This is a genomic window from Mucilaginibacter sp. NFX135, assembly GCF_048565145.1.
In the GTDB taxonomy this organism is placed as follows: domain Bacteria; phylum Bacteroidota; class Bacteroidia; order Sphingobacteriales; family Sphingobacteriaceae; genus Mucilaginibacter.
In genome coordinates this window covers 5,234,338-5,259,786 of sequence record NZ_CP183412.1, presented here as the reverse complement: position 1 = coordinate 5,259,786, position 25,449 = coordinate 5,234,338, and the positions used below count along the sequence as shown (strand labels likewise).

Sequence of the window (25,449 nt, the reverse complement as noted above, 5' to 3'; positions counted from 1 at the left end):
AATCTTGTTTAGGATTTAACGGTCCTTCCAATTATAAGGCGAGAAATAGCTGTGTTAAAATAAAAACATGTCGGTAATAAAAATAAGGTTTGGGATAGCGGTTTTGCTTTTGGCAGGTTGCTTTACATCGCGGGCGCAGGTTCAGCAATATTCCTGGCAGCATTTGCCGCAGGCAGGTAAGCCCGTGTTTAAAAAGGATACCATCAATATTTTAAAATATGGAGCTAAGGCAGATGGCCTTACGCTAAATACAACCAGCATCAACAAAGCAATTGCCGCATGTAGTGCAAAGGGCGGCGGTGTGGTGCTCATTCCGCAGGGTTTGTGGTTAACTGGTCCGCTGGTTATGAAAAGCAATGTAAACCTGCATGTAAGCCGTGCAGCGCTGTTGCAGTTTACTAACGATAAAAGCCAGTATAAACTGGTTGAAGGCAATTATGAAGGCCATGTCGCGGTGCGTAATGAATCGCCGGTATCCGGTACTAATCTTACAAATATTGCTATTACCGGTGAGGGGATCATTGACGGGCACGGCGAGGCCTGGCGGGCGGTCAGTAAAGACAGGCTCACCGCAGCCGAATGGAATAAGCTCGTAGCATCGGGCGGTATAGTGAGCGAAAATGGCAGATCGTGGTATCCATCCCAAAGCTATGTTAAAGGGCTCAAAACTTCGGGAGCAGGTGTAATAGGTAATGGAAAAACCCTCAGGGACAATGAACCTTTTAAAGACTTTTTCCGGCCTAATATGCTGGTGCTTACCAACTGTAAAAAAGTATTGCTGCAGGGTGTTACTTTACAAAATTCGCCCGCCTGGGATATTCACACTTTATTATGCGAAGACCTTACTGTACAGAATATAAGGGTTAGAAATCCCTGGAACGCGCAGAATGGTGATGGCATTGATGTGGAATCCTGCCGGAATGTTTTGATTGAAGGGAGCACTTTTGATGCGGGCGATGATGGCATCTGCATCAAATCGGGCAGGGACGAAGAGGGCCGTAAACGAGGCAGGCCAACCGAAAATGTAATCGTAAGGGATAATGTGATTTATCGCGCCCATGGTGGTTTTGTAATAGGCAGTGAAATGTCGGGCGGGGCGCGTAATATTTTCGTGTCTGACTGTACATTCATTGGTACGGATATCGGTTTGCGTTTTAAAACCACGCGCGGCCGCGGAGGTATGGTTGAAAATATCTTCATCAAAAATATCAGCATGAGGGATATTGCCCATGAGGCCATTCTTTTTGATATGTACTACAGTGGTAAATCGCCGGGCGAATCAGATGATGTAAACAATCAGACCGTTGTGGCGGTAACAGAAGCTACACCCTCATTTCGCAAGTTTTATGTGGACAATGTGGTTTGTAACGGTGCCGAAAAAGCGCTCATGATCAGGGGATTGCCGGAAATGGGGATTAAAGACATCCACATCGAAAACAGCACTTTCAAAACTGTTAAAGGTGCCGATGTAATAGAGGCACAGAATATTTTCTTAAAAAATATCTGCTTCAAAAGCAAAGAAACCAGTCCGCTCATCAATATTCAAAACAGCAGCAGCGTAACTTTTAACCATATTACCTATGGCGATACCAGGCTGCTGTTCAGGATCGCCGGGAAAAAGTCGCAGCAAATTAAATTGCTTGATACGGATGCCTCAAAGGCAAAAAACAAAGTTGAGTTTGTTTCAGGCGCAGCAGAAAGCACGCTAACCAGTTCAAAATAATGAATGGCGAAACAAAGATTGTGGCTGATTGAAAAAATACATTGAACAGCACCTGTGCCGGGAATGATAACCGGATGTAACATTGATAAAATGAGCTATATGATGAAGAAAATATTGATGCTATGTGCTTTCCTGCCTGCAGGAATTGGGCTCAGGGCACAAACACAGCCATGGTCGCAGCGGATGGCTAACACCGCTATTCGTATTTGGAAAGATTCGTTGCCGGGAACTAATTGGTCGTATGATCAGGGGATCGTTTTACAGGGACTGCAAAGCGTTTGGCAGCAATCGGCAAAAGGCGAATATTTTAGTTATATCCAAAAATCAATGGATAGGTATGTAGGCACAGACGGAACCATCCGCACTTATAAGGCCAATGATTATACTTTGGATAATATCCTTTCGGGCCGAAGTTTGTTGTTTCTGCACCAGGTATCAGGTGCCGAAAAGTACTATAAAGCAGCTTCACTACTTCGTAAGCAATTAAATGGGCAGCCCAAAACAGCTGAAGGAGGCTTCTGGCATAAAAAAAGATATCCCAATCAAATGTGGCTGGATGGCTTATATATGGCCGAACCTTTTTATGCAGAATACGCATCGGTTTACCATGAGGATGTCGATTTTGACCAGGTAGCCGATCAGTTTATCTGGATGGAGCAACATGCGCGGGATAGCAAAACAGGGTTGTTGTATCATGCCTGGGATGAAAGTAAAAAGGAGCGCTGGGCAAATCCTCAAACTGGCCTGTCGGCAAGTTTATGGGCCCGTGCCAATGGTTGGTATGCCATGGCACTGGTTGATGTGTTACCCTATTTTCCGACCAATCACCCTAAACGTGCCGCGCTGCTCGCCATTTTGAACCGCCTTGTTGTGGCGATACAAGGTAGCCAGGATAAAAACTCGGGTTTGTGGTACCAGGTGCTTGATAAGGGGGGCAAAAAAGGTAATTATTTGGAAGCATCCGCATCTTGTATGTTTGTTTATACGCTGGCTAAAGGTGTAAGGGAAGGCTATTTGCCTCGAAAGTATTTACCGGCAGCCCGGAAATCATATGATGGCATTATCAAAAATTTCATCGAAATAGATGCTGATGGGCAGGTAAACTTTAACGGCACGGCAGGCGCTGTTGGTGTTGGTGGTGAGCCATACCGCGACGGTAGTTACGAATACTACACCGGCGTAAAAACTGTTACTAACGAAACCAAAGGTGTAGGCGCTTTTATGTTAGCAAGTGTGGAGATGGAGCGCCTAACTAACCTGAATTTAGGCAAAGGAAAAACCGTGCTTTTGGACAGCTATTTTAATAATGAGCATCACAATGATGTTACCGGCAAAAGTATCCCGTTCCATTACAAATGGGAGGAGCAAGATAACAATGGCTTTTCGTTTTTAGGGCAGATCTTTAACAATTACGGTCTGCAAACCAAAACTTTAAATGAAGCGCCGGATGCGAATAACCTCAAAAAGGCAGCAGCCTATGTTATTGTTGATCCCGATATCCCAAAGGAAAACCCTGATGCTAAATATATTGAAGAACCGCATGTTAAATCGATTAGCAACTGGGTGAAAAATGGCGGGGTATTGGTTGTATTAAACAACGATACGGGCAATGCCGAGTTTGTGCACCTGAACAAACTGATGGCAAAATTTGGTATTAGTTTTAACCTAAATAGTGTTAACAGGGTAGTAGGGCGCAACTTTGAACAAGGGGCAATTAATATTTCCGCCGGCAATTCCATCTTTAAAACGGCGCGCAAGGTTTACATCAAGGAGTTGAGTACGTTGCAGCTAACCAATCCCGCTGTTCCACAATTAATCAATGGTAAAGATATCATTGTAGCTACTGCCAAATATGGCAAGGGCACCGTGTTTGCAGTTGGCGATCCCTGGTTTTATAACGAATATACAGACGGCCGGAAACTGCCTCCCGAATATGACAATTTTAAAGCAGCCAACGATTTAGTAAGCTGGTTGGTTAAACAAATCCCTCAAACAAAAAAATAGCAACTTCATTACAACCCATAAGCACATGATATTATCACGATATAACCTAAACAAAACAACTGTACCGGCAACTGAATTACCGCCTGCTAATGTATTCGATCTGCCTGAAAAAGTGCTGCAGTTCGGAACGGGGGTATTACTGCGAGGCCTTCCCGATTACTTTATCGATAAAGCTAATCGTGCCGGGATCTTCAACGGCAGGGTAGCGGTTGTTAAATCTACCGATAAAGGCTCAACTACTGATTTTGATATGCAGGATGGTTTGTACACCATTTACTCCAAGGGGATTGAAAACGGCGAAGAGGTTAATGAGCAGGTGATCTGTTCGGCAATCAGCCGCGTGCTTTCTGCTTCAAGCGAGTGGGAGGAGATTTTGGAAATAGCCCGCAGTAAAGATTTACAGGTAGTGATCTCTAACACAACTGAAGTGGGTATCCAACTGGTGAAGGAAGATGTGCGCAAACATCCGCCGGCATCATTTCCCGGCAAATTGCTGGCTATATTGTATGAGCGCTATAGGGCATTTGACTGAAGGCCTGATACCGGTTTGGTGATCATCCCAACCGAGCTGATCATCGATAACGGCAAAAAACTGGAATCCATTGTGCTGGAACTTGCGCATTTGAATAAACTGGAGCCCACTTTTATGGACTGGCTGGAAAGCAGCAATAGTTTTTGCAATTCGCTGGTGGACAGGATAGTGCCCGGCAGACCAGATCAGCAAATGAGCGACGCCATGGAAGCCGAGCGCGGTTATACCGATAACCTTAGTATCATGTCTGAAACTTATAGTCTTTGGGTTATCCAGGGCGATGAAAAAATTGCCGAAGTATTATCTTTTGCCCAGGCAGATAAAGGCGTGGTAATCACGCCTGATATTGAATTGTTCAGGGAGTTAAAACTCCGGTTGCTTAACGGTACGCATACACTGAGCTGTGCCGTAGCTTATCTTTCAGGTTTTAAAACGGTAAAGGAAGCAATGGACGATGCCCATTTTACAAAGTTCATTACCCAGCTCATGTTTACCGAGATCATGCCGTCCATCCCTTATCAGATTGATGAAGATGTAGCCCGCGATTTTGGTAATAAGGTGCTCGACAGGTTTCGCAATCCGAACATCAGGCACGAATGGTTAAGCATTTCGGTGCAGTACGCCACTAAAATTAAAATGAGGGTTATTCCGTTATTATTAAACTATTACAAACAAAATAATAGAGCACCTCAATTGATGGCCCTTGGTTTCGCGGCTTTTATCCGCTTTATGCAAATTACCGAAATTGCCGATGGTAAGTACACCGGAACAGCGTATTCAGAGAATTATGCGGTAACTGATGACCAGGCACCCACTTTAAGCAAAGCATGGAACGCTGCCGATGTCGAAACAGCCATAGCCTCTATCCTTAAAAATAAAGGCCTTTGGGATGCCGATCTGACAACGTTATCCGGCTTTACGGAAGCGGTGACAGCGCAGTTTAAGCTTATTAACGAACATGGAAAACTGGAAATAAGTGCTATTTAAACAGGAAGAGAGATGAAACAGAATATATTAAAAATACATCCTGCCGATAATGTACTGGTAGCATTGACCGATCTACAGGCCGGCGAGCAGGTTACTTACAAAGGTGAAAGTTATACAGTAAAGGAACCAGTATCGGCTAAACATAAGTTTGCCATTGTGGAAATCCCTGAAGGGGGCGAGATCATCATGTATGGGGTATTGGTAGGTAAGGCTCAAAGTCCAATAGCGGTTGGCGGTTTGCTTAGTACTGCCAATGTAAAACACGCGGCAAACAGCTTTTTAACAGGCCAAAGCCATACCGATTGGCACAAGCCGGATATTAGTAAATGGGAAGGCAAAACATTTAACGGCTATCACCGGGGCGATGGCAGCGTAGGCACCGCAAATTACTGGCTGGTTGTGCCGATGGTGTTTTGCGAAAATCGTAACATTGAAGTATTGCAGGAAGCTTTGGTTAAACCTTTAGGCTATGGCCGAAAAAAAACATACGAGATCAAGGCACAGGAGTTGATTGGCAAAATAAAGGCGGGGGCAGAGATAGATGAGGTTTTATATACTGAAATAGGCAATGATACCGCGCAAAGCGCAGGCAACAAGGTTTTCCCTAACGTTGACGGCATTAAGTTTTTAACGCATACAGGTGGTTGCGGCGGTACCCGTCAAGACTCGACTGCGCTTTGCGGTTTGCTGGCTGGTTACATTACGCATCCGAATGTAGCCGGAGCAACGGTTTTGAGCTTAGGCTGTCAGAATGCCGAGGTGAAAACTTTGCAGGAAGAGATCAACAAACGCTCACCACAGTTTGACAAACCCTTATATATTTTAGATCAACAGAAAACGGGCAAGGAGGCCGATTTGATGGAACTGGCGATCAGGCAAACACTTGCTGGCTTGATGCACGCCAATCAGTATACCCGTAAACCGGCTCCTTTAAGTAAGCTGACCATTGGGTTGGAGTGCGGCGGTTCAGATGGCTTCTCGGGCATTTCGGCAAACCCAGCTATCGGTTACACTTCGGATCTACTGGTAGCTTTGGGTGGTTCCGTTATTTTGGCCGAGTTTCCGGAACTATGTGGCGTGGAGCAAAACCTTATTGACCGTTGCCTGGATAAAACCAAGGCCGAACGCTTTGCCGACCTGGTACGTACTTATAGTCAACGCGCAGAGGAATCCGGTTCAGGCTTTTACATGAACCCATCGCCGGGCAATATTAAAGATGGTTTGATCACCGATGCTATCAAATCTGCCGGGGCGGCTAAAAAAGGAGGTACATCGCCGGTGGCCGATGTGTTAGATTATCCCGAAAAAGTAACACAACCGGGTCTTAACCTGCTGTGTACACCAGGCAATGACGTTGAATCAACCAGCGCCGAAGTTGGCTCAGGTGCCAACATCGTACTGTTTACCACCGGCCTGGGGACACCTACCGGTAACCCGATAGCGCCGGTTGTAAAAATTGCAACCAACACCGCGTTATTTAACCGTATGAACGATATTATCGACATCAACACCGGTACTATTGTGGAGGGTGATGAAACCATTGAACAAGCAGGAGAACGCATTTTGGACTATGTTGTAAAAGTGGCGAGCGGAGAAATTGAAGTCCACGCGGTACGTCACGGACAGGATGATTTTATCCCGTGGAAAAGAGGAGTTTCGCTTTAAATTGCATATTTACTTTTTCCACCCGTGTGCGTGTCCCCACAAACACACGTAGACAGGTATTGAGGGTTATATGGAATGAAGAGAGTTAGAAGGAAGAAATAGCCAAAATAAAAAACACCAGGTTTTCGTGAGGACACGGAAACAGGAGAGAAACATGACGAAAAACTAATGAAAATATTAACCTGTACCACACCCGGTCAGCTGGAATACGGCAATGCCGATATGCCGCAATTAAAACCGGGTTATTCGTTGCTCAAAATAAAACGCATAGGTATTTGCGGTACCGATCTGCATGCTTTTGAAGGGACACAACCTTTTTTTAGCTATCCAAGAATTTTAGGTCACGAGCTTGCCGCTGAGTTGGTTGAAACCGGTGATGCCGAAAGTTTTGAAAAGGGTGAATCAGTAACTTTTATTCCCTATTTCAATTGTGGGCATTGTATTGCCTGCCGCTCCGGTAAGCCAAACTGCTGTGTAAATATCCGGGTTTGCGGTGTACATACCGATGGTGGCATGGCCGAATACCTGCAGGTTCCATCGCATTTACTGGTTCATGGCGAGGGATTGAGTTTTGATGAACTGGCATTGGTGGAGCCATTGGCCATCGGTGCGCATGGCGTTAGGCGGGCCAATGTTAAACCCGGCGAATTTGTACTGGTGATAGGCGCCGGACCGATTGGCTTAGGCATTATGGAATTTGCCCGCATTGCCGGTGCAAAGGTCATAGCTGCCGACGTAAATGAACAGCGCCTTAACTTTTGCCGCGAAAACCTGAAAGTCGATTATACCATCAACGTAAAGAACGAAGATGTAGCCGAACGTGTGAATGAGATCACCAATGGCGATATGCCTACGGTGATTATCGATGCGACCGGCAATCAAAGGGCTATAAACGGTGCGTTCCTGTACCTGGCGCATGGCGGCAGATACGTGCTGGTTGGCTTGCAGCGTGACGAGATCATTGTAAGTCACCCCGAATTTCATAAGCGAGAATCTACCTTAATGAGCAGCCGTAACGCCACCCGCGAGGATTTTGAGCATGTGATCCGTTCTATGAAAAGCGGACTGGTAAACCCGCAAACGTATATCACCCACCGGGTGGCTTTCGATGAAATAAAAGATCAGTTTGAAAGCTGGCTTAACCCCGCCAACGGAGTTATAAAAGCAATTGTGGAGGTATAAGTGATAATGAAAAGGGCGTTTTTGATCGGCTTGTTTTTTTGCGTTGTGGTAAATGCTTTCGCACAGCAAAAGCCTGTGCTGGGTTTTGAAAAGCTAAAAACCTACGTAAACGGTTTTAATAAAATAGATACCGAAACGGTAAAGAATTACATTACCAATGACCATGCCTACGAATGGCTTGCCAAAAATGTTCCTTTGTTTGAATGTCCCGATTCGGCAATTCAGAAGATCTATTATTACCGCTGGTGGACGTTCAGGAAACACCTCAAACAAACGCCGGACGGCTTTATTTTTACCGAATTCATAACTCCGGTAAGTTTTACGGGCGTTTATAATAGTTCAAGCAGTGCTCTCGGTCACCAGGTTTATGAGGGGCGCTGGCTGCATGATCCGCAATATATCAATCAGTATATTCACTTTTGGCTTTATGTCGATCCTAAGCAAAAGAAGCCGCACCTCCATGCTTTCAGCAGCTGGATAGATGACGCGGTTTATAATTACTACCTCGTAAACCTTAACAAAAAGTTTGTGGAGCAGGCCCTGCCTTTGCTCAACACCGACTATCGTGTATGGGAAACTGAAAAGCAGCTGCCTTCCAAACTGTTCTGGCAGTTTGATGTGCGCGACGCGATGGAAGAAAGTATCAGCGGGGCGCGCAAGGTCAAAAACATCCGGCCTACTATTAACAGCTATATGTATGGTAATGCGGTAGCCCTGTCAAAAATGGCAGCGCTAACTGGCAATGATTCGCTGAAAATAAAATACGCACAAAAGGCTATCGACCTAAAGAAATTGGTGCAGGATAGTTTATGGAATGACAGCGCTTCCTTTTTTGAAGTGCGCAAACCCGACGGGCATTTTGCCGGTGCTCGTGAGGAACTGGGCTTTATCCCCTGGTATTTTAACCTGCCCGATGATAAGCCGGTATATGCCAAACAATGGGATCAGTTGATAAATCCCAAAGGTTTCAACGCGCCATGGGGCATTACCACTGCCGAACGCAGGCACCCACTGTTCCGCACCCACGGTACCGGGCATGGTTGCGAATGGGATGGAGCGGTGTGGCCATTTGCCACCACGCAAACCTTAAAAGGACTGGCCAATCTGCTTACCGCGTATCAAAATAAAGGCACTATGACGCCGGGTGTTTTTTATAATGAACTGCATAAATATGCCCTTTCACACATTAAGCGGGGACAGCCTTATTTGGGTGAATACCAGGACGAAAAAACAGGCTATTGGCTTAAAGGTGATAACCCAAGGAGCAGCTATTATAACCATTCCGGCTTTTGTGATCTGATTATCAGCGATCTTGTGGGCTTAAAGCCCCGCGAGGATAATATTTTGGAAATCTTCCCGCTGGTTCCCCAAAACCAATGGAAATGGTTTGCATTGGATAATGTACTTTATCACGGGCACACTATCAGCGTGGTTTGGGATAAAACAGGCACAAAATATCACAAGGGCAAGGGGTTCATCATTTATGCCGACGGTAAGGTGATATCCAGGAGTGTACAATTAAAACATGTACTGGTAAAGCTCCCGGCTTAATCCTGACTCATTTTCTCTCTTTTATTGGCTTTGCTGGCTTAAATGATGATAATATCGTATAGTAGATAGAGAAAATATCAGATGAAATTACAGCAGCGTACTGATATTTTTGAATACTATACAACCAATTAAGTTCACAACCAAAGGTATCGTTTGAGATACTGAAGCCTTCGTTTTAAAAAAACGGGCTTTGGTAAGCCTGTTTAATACGAATGAAAATGAAGATGTCCAATCGTTATCTCCTGCTGTTATTCGCGCTGATCTTTTCTTTTCATTCAAGCTTACACGCGCAAAAACCTTCAAAAAAAATCACCATTATTACCTTGCCTAAACATCACGCAAGGATAAGTTATGGCGTGCAAAAGCTAACGATTGCCTTGCAGCACGCAGGCTATTCGGTTGCAGAACAATCCTATAAAGGCGCGATGCCCTCAGGCAATGCAATAATTGTCGGTTTACTTACTGATGCGCCAGTTATGAAATTAGTCGGTTCTGCAATTAATCCTCCCGGCAAAGAAGGCTTTATCATCAGTGATCATGGGCTTAAAAATAAACTGCTAATAGGTGGTGCTGACAATTCCGGCGCGCTTTACGGCTGCCTTGAACTGACCGACCAGATAGCCCTGAATAAAAAGCTGCCTGTAAATATTAATGTGCATGACCAGCCTGAAATGGTTTTGCGGGGTGCCTGCGTGGGCGTACAGAAGCCTGCCTTGCTGCCCGGTCGCGGTACTTATGAGTATCCTTATACACCGCAAAACTTTCCCTGGTTTTATGACAAGGCTTTATGGATCCGCTACCTGGATTCACTGGCCCAAAACCGCATGAATTCATTGTATCTGTGGAATGGACACCCTTTTGCATCATTAGTGAGGGTTAAAGAATATCCTTATGCTGTTGAGGTTGATGATGCTACCTTCAAAAAAAACGAAGAGATTTATAGTTTTTTGGCCGATGAAGCTGATAAGCGGGGAATCTGGCTTATCCAGGGATTTTACAATATTATTGTATCCAAACCCTTCGCCGAAAAAAATAACCTCAAAACACAGGACAGGAACCGGCACATCTTACCTGTAATTGCCGATTATACCCGTAAATCTATCGCTGCCTTTGTACAAAAATACCCACATGTAGGTTTGCTGGTTACCCTTGGCGAAGCCATGGAAGGCGTTGGCCAGGACGATATTGACTGGTTTACGCAAACCATTATTCCGGGAGTGAAGGATGGCTTAAAAGCTTTAGGCCGCACGGATGAACCGCCGATTGTACTTCGCGCACATGACAGTGATGCGCCGGCGGTAATGAAATATGCCAAACCGTTGTATCACAACCTGTATACTATGGCCAAATACAATGGTGAAGCCCTCACCACTTACGAGGTACATGGCCCATGGGCCGATCTGCACCGCACCTTGAGTAATATCGGTACCGTGCAGATAGAAAATGTACATATCCTCGCCAACCTGGAGCCATTCCGCTATGGCTCAGCCGATTTTATACAAAAATGCGTGCAGGCCATGCATACAGTTTACGGTGCAAATGCCCTGCATTTATATCCGCAGGCATCCTACTGGGACTGGCCTTACACGGCCGATAATACAGGAGGCAAGCGTTTGTTGCAGTTGGATAGGGATTGGATCTGGTACAAAGCATGGTCGCGCTATGCCTGGGATAGCAAGAGGGACCGGGCAGGCGAGATCCGTTACTGGGCAAAGCAACTGGCCAATAAATATGGATGTGATCAGGCCGGCGGCGAGGCCATTTTAAAAGCTTATGAACAATCAGGCAATATCTCGCCAGAGTTGTTGCGCCGTTTCGGTATTACTGACGGTAACCGCCAAACCATGACTTTAGGAATGCTGATGAGCCAGTTGGTCAATCCCGAAAAGTTTGGCTTGTTTTCTTTACTGTATAATTCGGAAGGCCCGGTTGGTGAAATGATGAGCGAGTATGCCGAAAAGGAGTGGAGACACCAACCTCACACCGGCGAAACACCGGTTAAGGTTATCGATAGTGTAATACAGCAAGGGCAAAAAGCGGTCGAGGCTATCGACAAAGCCTTTCCCCGGGTAAGTAAAGATAAAGCTGAATTTACCCGTTTAAAGAACGATATATACTGCTATAACGCGATGGCCAAAAGTTATGCTTACAAGGCAAAGGCAGCCTTATGGGTACTGCGCTATAAATATTCGGACAGCGTTGCCGACCTGGAAAAGGCACTGCCCGAGCTGCAAACCAGTTTGGATTACTATAAACAACTGGTTAAACTAACCGAAAATACTTACCTGTACGCCAACAGCATGCAAACTAAACAGCGCAAAATCCCGATTGGCGGTAATGATGCAAAAATGAAAACCTGGGTTGAGTTATTGCCTGTTTATCAAAAGGAACTGGACAACTTTAAAAGGAATATCGATTCGCTGAATTCGCCGCAAACGCAGCAAAAACAAAAAGAGGTTACGGTTTTGAAAGATGCGCCAGTGATTCTTAATACCGGCAACTATCAATTACAAGCCGGAGAACAGGTATACACGGATACTACCGCGATCATCAAAAATATAGCAAAAGAATTGGCAGGTTTAAAAGGCATCAAGCTGTCCAAGGCGGATCAACAGAAGAACGGAACGGCGATCAATTTCAAAAGTGATAAGCCAGTAAAAGTACTGGTTGGCTTTTTTAACAGCAAAATGGCCCAATACCTGCCCGAGCCGCAACTGGAAACAGATGCCAGCGCCAATGATTACGGTCAGGCGGATATCAGAATTGCAAATGCTATTCAAGTTGATGGCTTGCCGCCTGTGAATATTCATACTTATACATTTAAAGCGGGGGCAAACACCCTTACCTTAGGCAAGGGTGCGGCGCTGGTTTTGGGTATTGTTGATGCAGATGTCAATGTACCGGTTTACGATGCAGGCTTAAGCAACGAAGGAAATATCAAAGATTTACGCTGGCTTTTTAACTGAGATTTATGAAAGGCAGGAAGAATTTATTTATTGTAATATTTATGTTTGGAATTGCGCAAGCATTTGGCCAGTCGCAACCCCTGAAGCTTTGGTATAAACAGCCCGCCCAAAAATGGACTGATGCTTTGCCTATTGGCAATGGCCGCATAGGGGGCATGATCTATGGCGGCGTTACCGAAGACCATATCCAATACAACGAACAAACACTGTGGACAGGTGGTCCCCGCGACTACAACCGTAAAGGAGCTGTGAAATATTTGGAGCCTATCCGCAAACTGCTGTCCGAAGGTAAGCAAGCTGAGGGGGAAGCATTGGCGCAACAGCATTTTATGGGGATGAAGAGCAGCGAGCTAAGCTATGCTGCTGACTCGGCTAAGTGGTTTGCATCTATACAGGCCAAAAGACCGCAAGCTGAAGACAAATTATGGGAAAACATTACCTTGCCAACCGAGCAGGGCTGGGAAACAACGCCCAGCATGGAGGGGCTGGATGGTGCAGTTTGGTTCACGACGACCGTTAATGTACCTGCCAATTGGAAAGGTAAAAACCTGGTTGTAAATCTTGGCCGCATCCGCGATGTAGATTTTACTTACATCAATGGGAAGCGTATTGGAACAACCAATGGCACTGCCTACCGGAAATACACTATCCCGGTAGGCGACTTGCATTTCGGTAGTAATGAGCTATCAGTCCTGGTAGTTAATTTTTATGATAAGGGTGGTTTTACGAGCAACGCCAAAACGCTATCAATTTATCCTGAAGGAGATGAAAGCGCCGCTATCAGTCTTGCCGGAAAATGGAAATATTGGATAGAGGATGATAATCCACCGTCGTATCCCCGTTATAATGGAGATTATCAGTCGTTTGCCGATTTGTACCTGCAATTTCCAAAGCAGGAAGTAACAAATTATCAACGTGATCTCGATCTTACCAATGCAACGGCTCATGTAAGCTACAAAGCCGATGGCGTAACCTACACCCGTGAATATTTCAGCAGCGCACCAGATCAGGTTATGGCTGTGCATCTGACGGCGGATAAGCCCGGTAAAATTACCCTGAAAGCATTGCTGAGCAGTCTGCATAAAAACTACGTCACCCGTAAAGTTGATGACCATACAATTGCGCTGTCGTTGAAAGTAAAAGGTGGCGTTTTACGTGGCGTAAGCTATCTGTGTGTACAGGCAACTGGCGGTAACGTAGTTGTAAGCTCAAAAAATATATCAATTACGGAAGCTAACGAGGCAACTTTTTATCTTACGGCGGCAACCAATTTTAAAAACTATCATGATGTATCGGGTAGTCCGGAAGCTATCTGCAGAAAACAGATCGCTGCTATAGTCCATAAGAGTTATGGGGGTATCAAAGCGGCCCATGTCAAGGATTATCAAAAGTATTTCAATACGTTTTCCGTTGATTTAGGCAAAGGAGAAAATGCTGATCTGCCAACTGATGAGCGGATTCTGAAGTTTGGGCATTCTCCTGATCCTTCTTTTATCAGCTTGTATGTGCAGTATGGCAGGTATTTACTCATCTCCTCATCAAGACCGGGTAATGGCCCGGCGAATTTACAGGGTTTGTGGAACAACCTGCTGACACCGCCATGGGGCAGTAAGTTCACCACCAATATTAACCTCCAAATGAATTACTGGCCTGCCGAGCTGCTTAACTTATCAGCTTGCAGCGAGTCGTTTTTTAGCATAATCGATGATCTCGTTAAAACTGGTCATGAAACTGCTGTTGAGCATTACGGCGCGCCGGGTTGGGTACTGCATCACAATACTGACTTATGGCGCGGAACCGCGCCTGTCAATGCTTCTAATCATGGCATCTGGGTGAGTGGCGCGGCCTGGCTTTGCCACCAGTTATGGGAACATTATTTGTATGCCGGCGATAAGGGCTTTCTGCAAAATCGGGCATATCCCGAAATGAAAGGGGCGGCTGAGTTCTTTGTACACTTTTTAATAAAAGATCCAAAAACAGGCTACCTGATCAGTACACCATCCAATTCGCCCGAGCATGGCGGTTTGGTTGCCGGGCCAACGATGGATCACCAGATCATCCGCGATTTGTTTAAAAACTGTATTGAAGCCTCCAAAATATTAAACATTGATAAAGCTTTTGCCGATACGCTAAAACTCAAATACAGCCAGATAGCACCGAATAAAATTGGCAAATATGGACAGTTGCAGGAGTGGCTGGAAGATAAGGACGATACCACGGATACCCACCGCCATGTTTCGCATATGTGGGGTGTTTATCCCGGTACCGATATTACCTTTAAAACTCCTAAACTGATGAAAGCTGCCGAACAATCTATGAAATACCGGGGCGATGAAGGTACCGGCTGGAGCATTGCCTGGAAGGTAAATATCTGGGCGAGGATGCACCAGGGCGATCATGCTTATCTCATGTTAACCAAATTGCTTTCGCCTGCTGATGTAAGTTCGGGCAAGGAAAAAGGTGGGGTTTACCACAACCTGTTCGATGCGCACCCGCCGTTTCAGATTGATGGCAACTTTGGCGGTGCGGCTGGTTTAGCTGAAATGCTTTTACAAAGTCAGGGTGATGCTATTGAGTTACTGCCCGCTTTACCAACTGCGTTGCCAAAGGGAAATATCAAAGGTATCTGTGCAAGAGGTGGTTTTGTGCTGGATTTTGAATGGCAAAATGGACGGTTGGAAAACCTGCAGGTGCTTTCAAAACTTGGTAATCCCTGCCGTTTAAATTATGCCGGTAAAACGGTCAATCTCGATACTCAAAAAGGTAAGATTTATCGCTTTGATGCGTATTTGAAGCAATTGTAAAATGCGGGTAACAGAGACATTTAATGAGCAAAATGGCAGGCTGATTTATCGGTTGGCATTTTTGTTTTTTATGACCCTGTTAGGCTTTAATTTATCTACAGTCAACGCTCAGCAAAATATCCGCAGAGAAATCTCATTAAATGCTAATTGGAAAAGCATTGCTGATGATTATAACTCCAAAGCGCACAACGGTTTTGAACAGCAAAGTTTTAACGATGCTAAATGGCAAGCAGTAAACGTACCCCATAACTGGGATACGTATGAGGGCTATCGCCGGCTGAAACATGGCAACAGGCACGGCACCGCATGGTATCGTAAAACATTCGCGCTTGAAAAAAAACAAAATGATAAACGCTATTTTCTGTGGTTTGAAGGCGTCGGCTCTTATGCAACAGTTTGGCTTAACGGTAAGCAAGTTGGCTATCATGCCGGTGGCCGCACTTCATTTACTCTTGATGTAACGGATGCTGTTAAAGCAGGCAAGCAAAACCTGCTGTGTGTTAAAGCAGATCATCCCTCTTTTATCAAAGATTTGCCCTGGGTTTGTGGCGGTTGTTCTGATGATCCTGGTTTTTCAGAGGGCTCGCAGCCAATGGGGATTTTTAGGCCGGTACATTTGATAGTTACCAAGGACGTGAGGATTGAGCCTTTCGGCGTACACATCTGGAATGATACTACCGTTCGCGAAAAATCGGCAACGCTTAATCTTGAAACTGAAGTTAAAAACTATGGAGCCAAGCCATCTACTATAGCTGTCACAAATAGTTTGGTCAACGCCGGTGGTAAAACTATCACGCAAGCTAAAACAATTAAAACACTAAACGCCGGAGAGACTAATGTAATAGCTCAACAATTTGTCGATATTAAAAACGTGTACTTATGGTCGTTAGAAAAACCTTATTTGTATCAGGTAACTACAGAGGTTTGGGCCAATGGAAGACTGATCGACAGAATTCAAACGCCTTACGGTATTCGCTGGATCAGCTGGCCTGTTGGCAGGAATAACAACGATAACCGTTTTTACCTCAACGGAAAACCTGTTTTTATCAATGGCATTGCCGAATATGAACACCTGATAGGGAAAAACCATGCTTTTAGCGATCAGGAAATCAAAGCCCGTGTGATGCAGGTAAAAGCCGCTGGTTTTAATGCTTTCAGGGATGCGCACCAGCCTCATAACCTGGCTTATCAGCAATATTGGGATAAACTGGGGATTTTATGGTGGCCGCAATATTCGGCGCATATCTGGTATGATTCGCCGGAGTTCAGGGCTAATTACAAGGTTTTATTGGTTGATTGGGTAAAAGAGCGCCGCAACAGTCCTTCTATTATTCTTTGGGGATTACAAAATGAAAGTAAATTGCCCGCCGATTTTGCCCGTGAGTGCAGCGAAATCATCCGAAAACTTGACCCTATGGCTTCATCGCAACGCAAAATAACCACCTGTAATGGCGGCGAAGGTACCGATTGGGATGTGCCTCAAAACTGGACGGGTACCTACGGCGGCAACCCGCTAACATATGGCGATGACTTGAAAAAACAGATCCTGGTTGGCGAATACGGCGCCTGGCGAAGCCTCGGCTTACACACCGAAGGCCCTTTTAATGCAAACGGCCCGTTAAGTGAAGATCGCATGACCCAGCTCATGGAAACCAAAGTCAGTCTGGCCGAATCGGTGAAAGATCGAGTTGCCGGACATTTTCAATGGTTACTGTACTCGCACGAAAATCCCGGCCGCACGCAGGGCGGCGAAGGTCAGCGTGAACTCGACAGGGTAGGCCCCATTAATTACAAAGGTTTATTTACGCCATGGGGGCAACCTACCGATGCATTTTACATGTACAGGGCCAATTATGCGCCAAAAGCTAAGGAGCCGATGGTCTACATCGTATCGCATACCTGGCCCAACCGCTGGATAACTTCGGGTAAAAAAGACAGCATTATTGTTTATTCCAACTGTGATGAGGTGGAGCTTTTTAACGATCTCAACCATGAATCTTTAGGTAAAAGAACGCGGCAGGGTATTGGCACACACTTTCAATGGGATGACGCGAATATTAAATACAATGTGTTATATGCAGTGGGATATACAAATGGTAAACCAGTAACGCATGATGAGATCATGCTGAACCATTTGCCGTCGGCGCCACATTTACCAAGGGAGGATCCTGCCATTCTGCAACCTGCAACAGGTTACAACTACTTATACAGGCTCAATTGCGGCGGCTCTGATTATACCGACAGTTACGGCAATAAATGGACGGCCGACAGGCATCAGGGCAATAAACAACAGCCCGGCTCCATATCATGGACGGATGATTATCCCGGTATGCCATCCTTCTTCGCCAGCCAGCAACGCACTTTTGACAGGATTGGCGGAACGGCGGATGGTGAACTGTTCCAGACTTTCAGGTATGGTTTAGATAAGCTGAAATTCAATTTCCCGGTACCCGATGGAGATTACCGCATCGAACTGTATTTTACCGAGCCCTGGTATGGTACGGGTGGTGGAATGGATTGCTCCGGCTGGCGTTTGTTTGATGTAGCTGTAAACGATAAAACGATGATCCGTAACCTCGACATCTGGAAGGAAGCAGGGTACGATAAAGCACTTAAAAAAAGCATCACGGCACATGTTACGGGTGGGATGCTAACGATATCTTTTCCAAACGAGGCAGCAGGCGAAGCGATCATCTCTGCTATTGCTATCAGTACCTTAAACAAACAAATTAAACCTCAACAAGCGGGTTCCGGAATAATCGGCCAATTGCAGGGCAATACTAAATGGGCCATAAAAAGCTGGATGGATATCGGCCAAAAACAGTATACTGATGCCAGGATAACCTTTAACGATCTCCCTCCAATATTTTATGGTGCCGATTGGATCAGCCCCACCCAACCCTTCCCGGAAGGGAGGGCTTTAAAAGTCTCGCTTACCGGGGGAGATTTAGAGGGGGCTTTTACCTTAAATGCTAATGCGGACGTTTATGTAGCGATGGATGTACCCGCATCTCAAAGACCAGCCTGGCTCTCAGATTATGAAAACACCGGCTTATTTGTAAAAACTGACGCTCATGGCGGGCATCAATTACCTGTTTACAGGAAACGTTTCAAAAAAGCTGATGTAGTCACTTTAGGTGAAAATAAGGGTAAGTTCATGTATACTGTAGTGGTACTGCCTGTTACTTCGCTGCAACCGGCAACGGACCTTCGCAAAACCGTGAGCTATAAGGCCGAGACTGCTGAATTAAAGGGCGACGGCTTAAAGCCCGGCACCCTGAACGGAAAAAAAGTAGTTAAATTTAGCAGCGGAGCAGGTGGCAGTGTGGCATTCGCGATAACCCCGGGTGTTGCCGATCTGTACGCTTTGCGCATCAAATATTATAACCAAACCAACGAAATTTTCACGGCAAAAATGCAGTTACTGGCTGCCGATGGTACGCTGATGAAGGAGGAAGAACTAAGTTTTAAACCGGTCGCTAAAAATAAATCGGGCACGGTTGCAACTAACACGGGCACAAGTATCAACGCGGGTAATTATAAACTGGTAATCACGGGCATTAAAGCTGATGGTTTGGCTGTTTCGGGCATCGAAATGCAATAAATATTAAAATGAAAAGAAAGATCTGCCTGTTGTTTCTGCTGCTTCCTTTCGGCGCTTTTGCTCAAAGCCCGAAGGTGCTTAACCTGCAATGCGAGTACAAAACAAACCCGCTGGGTATTGAATCGCTCAAGCCAAAACTCAGCTGGCAAATGCAAAGCGATGCCCACAATGTAATGCAAAGGGCTTACCGGGTTTTGGTAGCTGATGACGCAACTCAGCTTACAAATGACAACGCCGATATTTGGGATTCGGGCAAAGTGCCGTCAAGTTCCTCGTTGCAAATATCCTGCAATAGTAAGCCAATGCAGGCTGCCAAAACTTATTACTGGAAGGTAATGGTTTGGGATAATCATGGCAAAGCATCTGCATGGAGCAGTACCGCCAGCTGGCAAATGGGTTTGCTCACAAAGGCCGACTGGCATGGCGCAAATTGGATAGCCTATGATAAATTGCCCGATTCATCGGCCATTGTGCCATTTTATCATGGCAAGGGACCTAAAAAACTGGGTGCTGCTAATGATGTTTTGCCTTTGATGCGCAAAGCCTTTAATGTGGAAGGCAAGCTAAAAAAAGCCACGCTTTATTTATGCGGATTAGGACATTTTGAATTAAGCCTGAACGGTAAAAAAGTGGGCGATCATTTTCTTGATCCCGGATGGACAAAATATGATAAGCAGGCATTGTATGTGCCTTTTGATATAACCAATCAGCTCATCGCCGGTAAAAATACCCTTGGTGTAATGTTGGGCAACGGGTTTTACTACATCCCACGCGACAAGCGTTATCGCAAGCTAACCGGCGCTTTCGGCTATCCTAAAATGATTTGCCGTTTAATGTTGGAGTATGATAACGGTCTGGTGGACAATGTGGTAAGTGATGGAACCTGGAAAGCAGCGCCTTCACCGGTTACATTTAGTAGTATTTATGGGGGCGAGGATTATAATGCCAACCTTGAACAACCCGATTGGGATACCAACAATTTTGATGATTCCAAATGGCGCAGTGTGGTTAAGGTAGACGGAATACCTGAGCTAAACGCGCAAATGGCCGAGCCTTTAAAAATCATGCAGGCGTTTGAGCCGCAAAATAAAAAGCAACTTGCTAACGGTGCATGGATTTATGACCTCGGTCAAAACTTTTCGGGGATCCCTGAAATTTGCGTTAGGGGTAAAAAGGGGGATACAGTGAGGATTATTCCGGCTGAACTGGTGAATGAAGATGGCAGCGCAAATCAAAAGGCCTCCGGCAGTCCGCATTATTATAATTACGTTTTAAAGGGCGATGGGCTTGAAACCTGGCACCCGCTATTTACCTATTACGGGTTCCGGTATTTGCAGGTTCAGGGTGCTGTTCCGCAAAATGAAGCTAACAACCGGCAATTACCTATAATTGTAGCTATCAAAGGACTGCATACCCGTAACGCCGCTGAAACTGTAGGTAGTTTCGCCTGCTCAAACCAACTGTTTAATAAAACTTTTAAGCTGATTGACTGGGCCATGAAAAGCAATATAGCCAGCGTATTTACTGATTGCCCTCACCGCGAAAAACTGGGCTGGCTGGAAGAAGCGCACCTCGTTGGCAGTTCCCTGCATTACAATTATGACATAGTAGGTTTGGCGCGCAAGTGCATTAACGATATGCGTATCTCCCAAACAGAAGATGGGCTGATCCCCGAGATCTCGCCCGAGTACGTGAAGTTTGACGAACCTTTCCGCGATTCGCCGGAGTGGGGTAGCAACGCGGTGATTTTGCCATGGTATGTATATCAATGGTATGGCGATAAAGAAGTACTGGCTCAAAACTATGATATGATCAAACGGTACCTGGCTTATCTCGATAAAAAATCTCAAAACCATTTATTGTACCAGGGCCTGGGCGATTGGTATGATCTTGGCCCGAAACCTCCCGGCGTTTCGCAGCTAACGCCGCAGGGTATTACAGCTACTTCGCTGTATTATTATGATCTGGATCTCGCCGGTAAAATAGCAACCCTGCTCGGCAAAACTGATGATGCCTCATCATATAAAAAACTGGCGGCAGAAGTTAAACAGGCTTACAACAAAACGTTTTTTAATGCCGATACCAAACAATACGGCACAGGCAGCCAGGCCGCTAATGCCATGTCTGTTTATGCCGAACTGGTTGAACCGCAATACAAAAAGGCGGTTGTAAATAGCATTGTAAAAGATATCCGCGACCGTGGCAATGCCCTTACTGCCGGTGATATTGGTTACCGTTACCTGCTGCGTGTGTTGGATGACGAAGGACGATCGGATGTGATCTATGATATGAATAGCCGCGCCGATGTGCCGGGCTATGGTTACCAGCTCGCCCATGGTGCTACAGCCTTAACCGAATCATGGGCTGCACTTACTTCGGTATCCAATAACCATTTTATGTTAGGGCATTTGATGGAATGGTTTTACAGTGGTTTGGCCGGAATCCGACCTGCGGATGATGCTATCGCATTTAATAAAATCGAGATCCGACCCGAAACTGTGGGTGATGTTACCTGGGCTAAGGCCAATTACAAATCGCCGTATGGCAGCATCATTAGCAGCTGGAAAAAGGAAAAAGGACAGTTTAAATTGGAGGTGAGCATTCCCGCAAATACTATGGCAAGCATTTATCTGCCTGCTAAAAATACTGCTGTAATTATGGTGGATGGGCAAAATATCAAAGCAAGGCACGATCTTAAGTTCGTCGGTTATCACGATGGAAAAGCGGAAATAAAAGCCGGGTCGGGTAATTATACATTCATCGCCAAATAATATTTAATCAAAATGAAAAGCATTTTTAAATCCTCTACATTTTTTATTTGCGTTTTTTTACTGCTGAAGGCACACGCACAGGAGGTACCCGAAAAGGTGATGAAAAGCATTTACAAACAGGTAAAAACACCTCATAAATATGGCCTGGTAATAGCGCCCGAAGATAATAGTCAAAAAGCCGACTGCCCTACGGTTTTTCGCCAGGACGATAGCTGGTATATGAGTTATATTATTTTTAACGGCCGAGGTTATGAAACCTGGCTGGCCGATAGTAAGGACCTGCTGCACTGGAAAACCCGCGGCCGCATCCTCTCGTTCTCTGACGATACCACCCGGTGGGACAATAACCAAAAAGCAGGCTATGTAGGCCTGCGGGATTATAAATGGGGCGGAAGTTATAAGCTGCAACAATATAACGGCAAATATTGGTTATCGTATTTCGGGGGGCAAAGTAAGGGATATGAAAAAGGCTTATTGTCAATAAGTGTAGCTTCTACTGATAAGAATCCGGGTACGGTGCATGAATGGCAGGGATTAGATCATCCTGTGCTGTCAAGCATCGATAAAGATGTAAGCTGGTGGGATAACCATACCCAATATAAGCAAACCGTGATTTGGGATAAAAAGAAGCTGACCGGTCACCCTTTCATTATGTATTATAATGCCAATGGCGACAGCGTAAATAAAAAGCGTGGTGCCGAGCGGATTGGTATGGCTGTATCTGACGATATGCTGCACTGGCAACGTTTTGGAAAAGACCCGGTGCTTAACCACGGCGATGGCATTACCGGCGATCCCTACATCCAGCAGATAGGAAATGTGTATGTCATGTTCTATTTTGGTGCCTTTTGGAAAACCCGTGACCCGGGTGTGTTTAACCGCTTTGCCTGCTCGTATGATCTGGTACACTGGACAGATTGGACAGGCGAAAAGCTTATTCAGTCATCCGAACCTTATGATAATATGTTTGCCCATAAATCGTGCGTTGTGAAGTATAAAGGCGTGGTTTACCATTTTTATTGTGCCGTAAACAAAGCTGATCAGCGAGGCATAGCTCTGGCTACCTCAAAAGATCTGGGTAAAAGCGAATTGAACTTTGTTGCCCCTCCTGTTAAGAAAAGCAAATCAAAATGAGGCTCTGTTATCTGTATACACTGTTTTTAATGTTTTTTGTGGTTGATTTTGCATCTGCTCAAAACGCACGCAAAACAGAAAATTTCAATACCGGCTGGAAGTTTTTCTTAGGCGATGATACTACTGCCAAACAAGCAAAATATGACGACAGTCGCTGGCGCAAACTTGATCTTCCGCATGATTGGAGTATTGAAGGGAAATTCGACGATAAAAACCCAACTACCCAAGCCGAAGGCGGTTTGCCTGCTGGTAAAGGCTGGTACCGCAAAAACTTTGTGATTCCTGCATCGTCAAAAAGCAAAAACGTTTTTATTGATTTTGATGGCGTTTACCACAACAGCGAAGTTTGGATCAACGGGCATTATTTAGGTAAAAGACCCAATGGTTATATTTCGTTCCGGTATGATTTAACGCCTTATCTCAAATTTGGAGCGCGGCAAAATGTGATTGCGGTTAGGGTAGATAACAGCGATCAGCCTAATTCACGCTGGTATACAGGTTCGGGCATTTACCGCAATGTATGGTTAACTACTACAAATAAAACCTATCTGCCTCAATGGTCGTCATTTATAACCACACCGCAGGTTGACCAGCAAAGTGCGACGATAAATATCCGTACGGTTTTACCTGGTTCTGTTAATCGCGAATTGAAACTCAAAGCTTCTATTTTGGATGATAAGGGTGAGGTTGTCGGCGCTACAGTGAGCGCTGTAAAAGATACTGTAATACAGCAGGGTATCCAGTTAAACAATCCTCAATTGTGGTCGGTGAATCATCCGTACCTGTACAAAGTGAAATTGCAATTGATAGCTGCTGATCAGGTTATTGATGATTATACCACAACTACAGGTATTCGCTATTTTAGCTTTGATGCTGATAAAGGCTTTAGTCTGAACGGCGTACCGATGAAAATTCTTGGCGTTTGCCTGCATCATGATCAGGGTGCTTTAGGTACGGCTGTTAACGTACGCGCCATTGAGCGTCAATTGCAGATCTTAAAAGATATGGGCTGTAATGCTATTCGTACCGCGCATAATCCACCAGCACCCGAATTGCTCGACCTATGCGATAAAATGGGTTTCCTGATAATGGATGAAGCCTTTGATATGTGGAAGAAGAAAAAGAGCAAACATGATTACCACGAGGATTGGGGCGAGTGGCACGTAAAAGACTTGCAAGACCAGGTTTTACGCGACCGGAACCACCCATCCATTTTTGCCTGGAGCATCGGCAACGAGATCAGGGAGCAATTTGATAGCACAGGTGTAAGCATAGGCCGCGAACTGGTAAAAATTGTAAAGCAACTGGATAGCACAAGGCCCGTTACATCAGCATTAAGCGATGCTGATCCTAAAAGGAATTTCATTTACCAGTCGGGTGCGCTCGACCTGGTTGGGCTAAACTACCACCAGGAAGTATATGCTGATTTTCAGAAAAACTATCCTGGTCAAAAAATTATCGGTACCGAAAATATGTCGGCACTGGCAACGCGCGGGCATTATGATATGCCATCGGATAGTATCAGGCGCTGGCCAAAGGATAGTAAAACGCCTTTGAAGGATGGCAATGTCGATTTTACTGTATCGGCCTACGATAATGTATCGGCTTATTGGGGCTCAACGCACGAGGAAACCTGGAAGATCATCAAGGAATATGATTTCCTTTCAGGACTTTTTGTGTGGACGGGCTTCGACTACATTGGCGAACCAACGCCATATTTGTGGCCGGCCCGCAGTTCATACTTTGGTATTGTTGATTTGGCCGGCTTCCCCAAGGATGTGTATTACATGTATCAAAGCGAGTGGACAAGCAAACCTGTTTTACACATTTTTCCGCACTGGAACTGGAAACCTGGCCAGCTGATTGACGTTTGGGCCTATTACAATAATGCTGATGAGGTAGAGGCTTTTTTAAATGGGAAATCGATAGGGGTTAAGAAAAAGAACGGTGACGACCTGCATGTAATGTGGCGTGTAAAATATGAGCCGGGAATATTGAAAGCGGTATCCCGCCGTAATGGTGAAGTAGTTATGACCACGCAGGTAGTTACAGCAGGCGCACCTTATAAAATACAGTTAAAGGCCGACAGAAGCAAAATTAAAGCCGATGGAAAAGACCTGTCATACATTACCGTATCTGTTTTGGATAAAAATAACGTTCCGGTGCCCGATGTCAATCAATTGGTTAAATTTAAAGTAACGGGGCGGGGAATCCTGAAAGCTGTTGATAATGGTTCGCAAACAGATCTGGATCCATTTGTATCCAATCAGCATCGTGTATTTAACGGTTTGGGGCTGGCTATTATTCAATCTAAATCTGTTGCAGGGGAAATTATTATTAAGGCTGCTGCCGATGGGCTACAGTCTGCCCGCTTAATTATTGAAAGCGCGCGTTGATGAGTCATTACCTTACGGAAAAGTGCGGGTTTGTGCGATTCTTCTCGTAAGAGCAGGACTGTTGCATTCTAATATATAATCGCAAGTTCAAGCGTCTTTCGCTTGAATTATGGTTCAAGTAAGTGTCCAC

General features: G+C 45.3%; 13 protein-coding genes. All 13 read left to right on the top strand.

Annotated features, from left to right (window positions below; translation table 11 throughout):
• The first annotated feature begins 67 nt into the window (after window positions 1-67).
• The 13 genes from ACNURT_RS21830 (at window position 68) to galB (ending at window position 25,319) form a co-directional block, all read left to right on the top strand.
• Entirely contained in the window at window positions 68-1,723 is a 1,656-nt protein-coding gene (locus ACNURT_RS21830) for a glycoside hydrolase family 28 protein (RefSeq protein WP_419699493.1), read from the top strand.
• A 99-nt stretch (window positions 1,724-1,822) separates the two neighbouring features.
• Complete coding sequence (locus ACNURT_RS21825; RefSeq protein ID WP_419699492.1) at window positions 1,823-3,727, top strand: glycoside hydrolase family 88/105 protein; 1,905 nt, start codon at window positions 1,823-1,825, stop codon at window positions 3,725-3,727.
• 25 nt (window positions 3,728-3,752) lie between these two features.
• Window positions 3,753-4,259: a hypothetical protein gene (locus tag ACNURT_RS21820; protein WP_419699491.1), complete on the top strand. Its 507-nt coding sequence runs from the start codon at window positions 3,753-3,755 to the stop codon at window positions 4,257-4,259.
• An 18-nt stretch (window positions 4,260-4,277) separates the two neighbouring features.
• Complete coding sequence (locus ACNURT_RS21815; RefSeq protein WP_419699490.1) at window positions 4,278-5,246, top strand: tagaturonate reductase; 969 nt, start codon at window positions 4,278-4,280, stop codon at window positions 5,244-5,246.
• Between the two features lie 12 nt (window positions 5,247-5,258).
• Window positions 5,259-6,911 carry a UxaA family hydrolase gene (locus tag ACNURT_RS21810; RefSeq protein ID WP_370997039.1) on the top strand — a complete coding sequence of 551 codons (1,653 nt, stop codon included), beginning with the start codon at window positions 5,259-5,261 and terminating at the stop codon, window positions 6,909-6,911.
• 168 nt (window positions 6,912-7,079) lie between these two features.
• Window positions 7,080-8,093, top strand: a complete 1,014-nt coding sequence (locus ACNURT_RS21805) for a zinc-binding alcohol dehydrogenase family protein (RefSeq protein ID WP_419699489.1) — start codon at window positions 7,080-7,082, stop codon at window positions 8,091-8,093.
• A 6-nt stretch (window positions 8,094-8,099) separates the two neighbouring features.
• Window positions 8,100-9,644 (top strand): MGH1-like glycoside hydrolase domain-containing protein, encoded by a 1,545-nt coding sequence (locus tag ACNURT_RS21800; RefSeq protein ID WP_370997037.1) that lies wholly within the window; start codon window positions 8,100-8,102, stop codon window positions 9,642-9,644.
• A 218-nt stretch (window positions 9,645-9,862) separates the two neighbouring features.
• On the top strand, window positions 9,863-12,610 hold the full coding sequence (locus ACNURT_RS21795) for a hypothetical protein (protein ID WP_370997036.1): 2,748 nt from the start codon (window positions 9,863-9,865) through the stop codon (window positions 12,608-12,610).
• Between the two features lie 5 nt (window positions 12,611-12,615).
• Window positions 12,616-15,414 carry a glycosyl hydrolase family 95 catalytic domain-containing protein gene (locus tag ACNURT_RS21790; protein WP_370997035.1) on the top strand — a complete coding sequence of 933 codons (2,799 nt, stop codon included), beginning with the start codon at window positions 12,616-12,618 and terminating at the stop codon, window positions 15,412-15,414.
• 1 nt (window position 15,415) lies between these two features.
• On the top strand, window positions 15,416-19,018 hold the full coding sequence (locus ACNURT_RS21785) for a malectin domain-containing carbohydrate-binding protein (RefSeq protein ID WP_419699488.1): 3,603 nt from the start codon (window positions 15,416-15,418) through the stop codon (window positions 19,016-19,018).
• A gap of 8 nt (window positions 19,019-19,026) precedes the next feature.
• Window positions 19,027-21,789 (top strand): family 78 glycoside hydrolase catalytic domain, encoded by a 2,763-nt coding sequence (locus tag ACNURT_RS21780; RefSeq protein ID WP_419699487.1) that lies wholly within the window; start codon window positions 19,027-19,029, stop codon window positions 21,787-21,789.
• Window positions 21,790-21,801: 12 nt separating this feature from the next.
• Window positions 21,802-22,923 carry a glycosylase gene (locus ACNURT_RS21775; protein ID WP_419699486.1) on the top strand — a complete coding sequence of 374 codons (1,122 nt, stop codon included), beginning with the start codon at window positions 21,802-21,804 and terminating at the stop codon, window positions 22,921-22,923.
• The gene (gene galB, locus ACNURT_RS21770; protein ID WP_419699485.1) at window positions 22,920-25,319 is read left to right on the top strand and encodes a beta-galactosidase GalB; all 2,400 of its coding nucleotides are present in this window, start codon (window positions 22,920-22,922) and stop codon (window positions 25,317-25,319) included. The genes ACNURT_RS21775 and galB overlap by 4 nt, the downstream gene beginning before the upstream one ends.
• Window positions 25,320-25,449 lie beyond the last annotated feature (130 nt).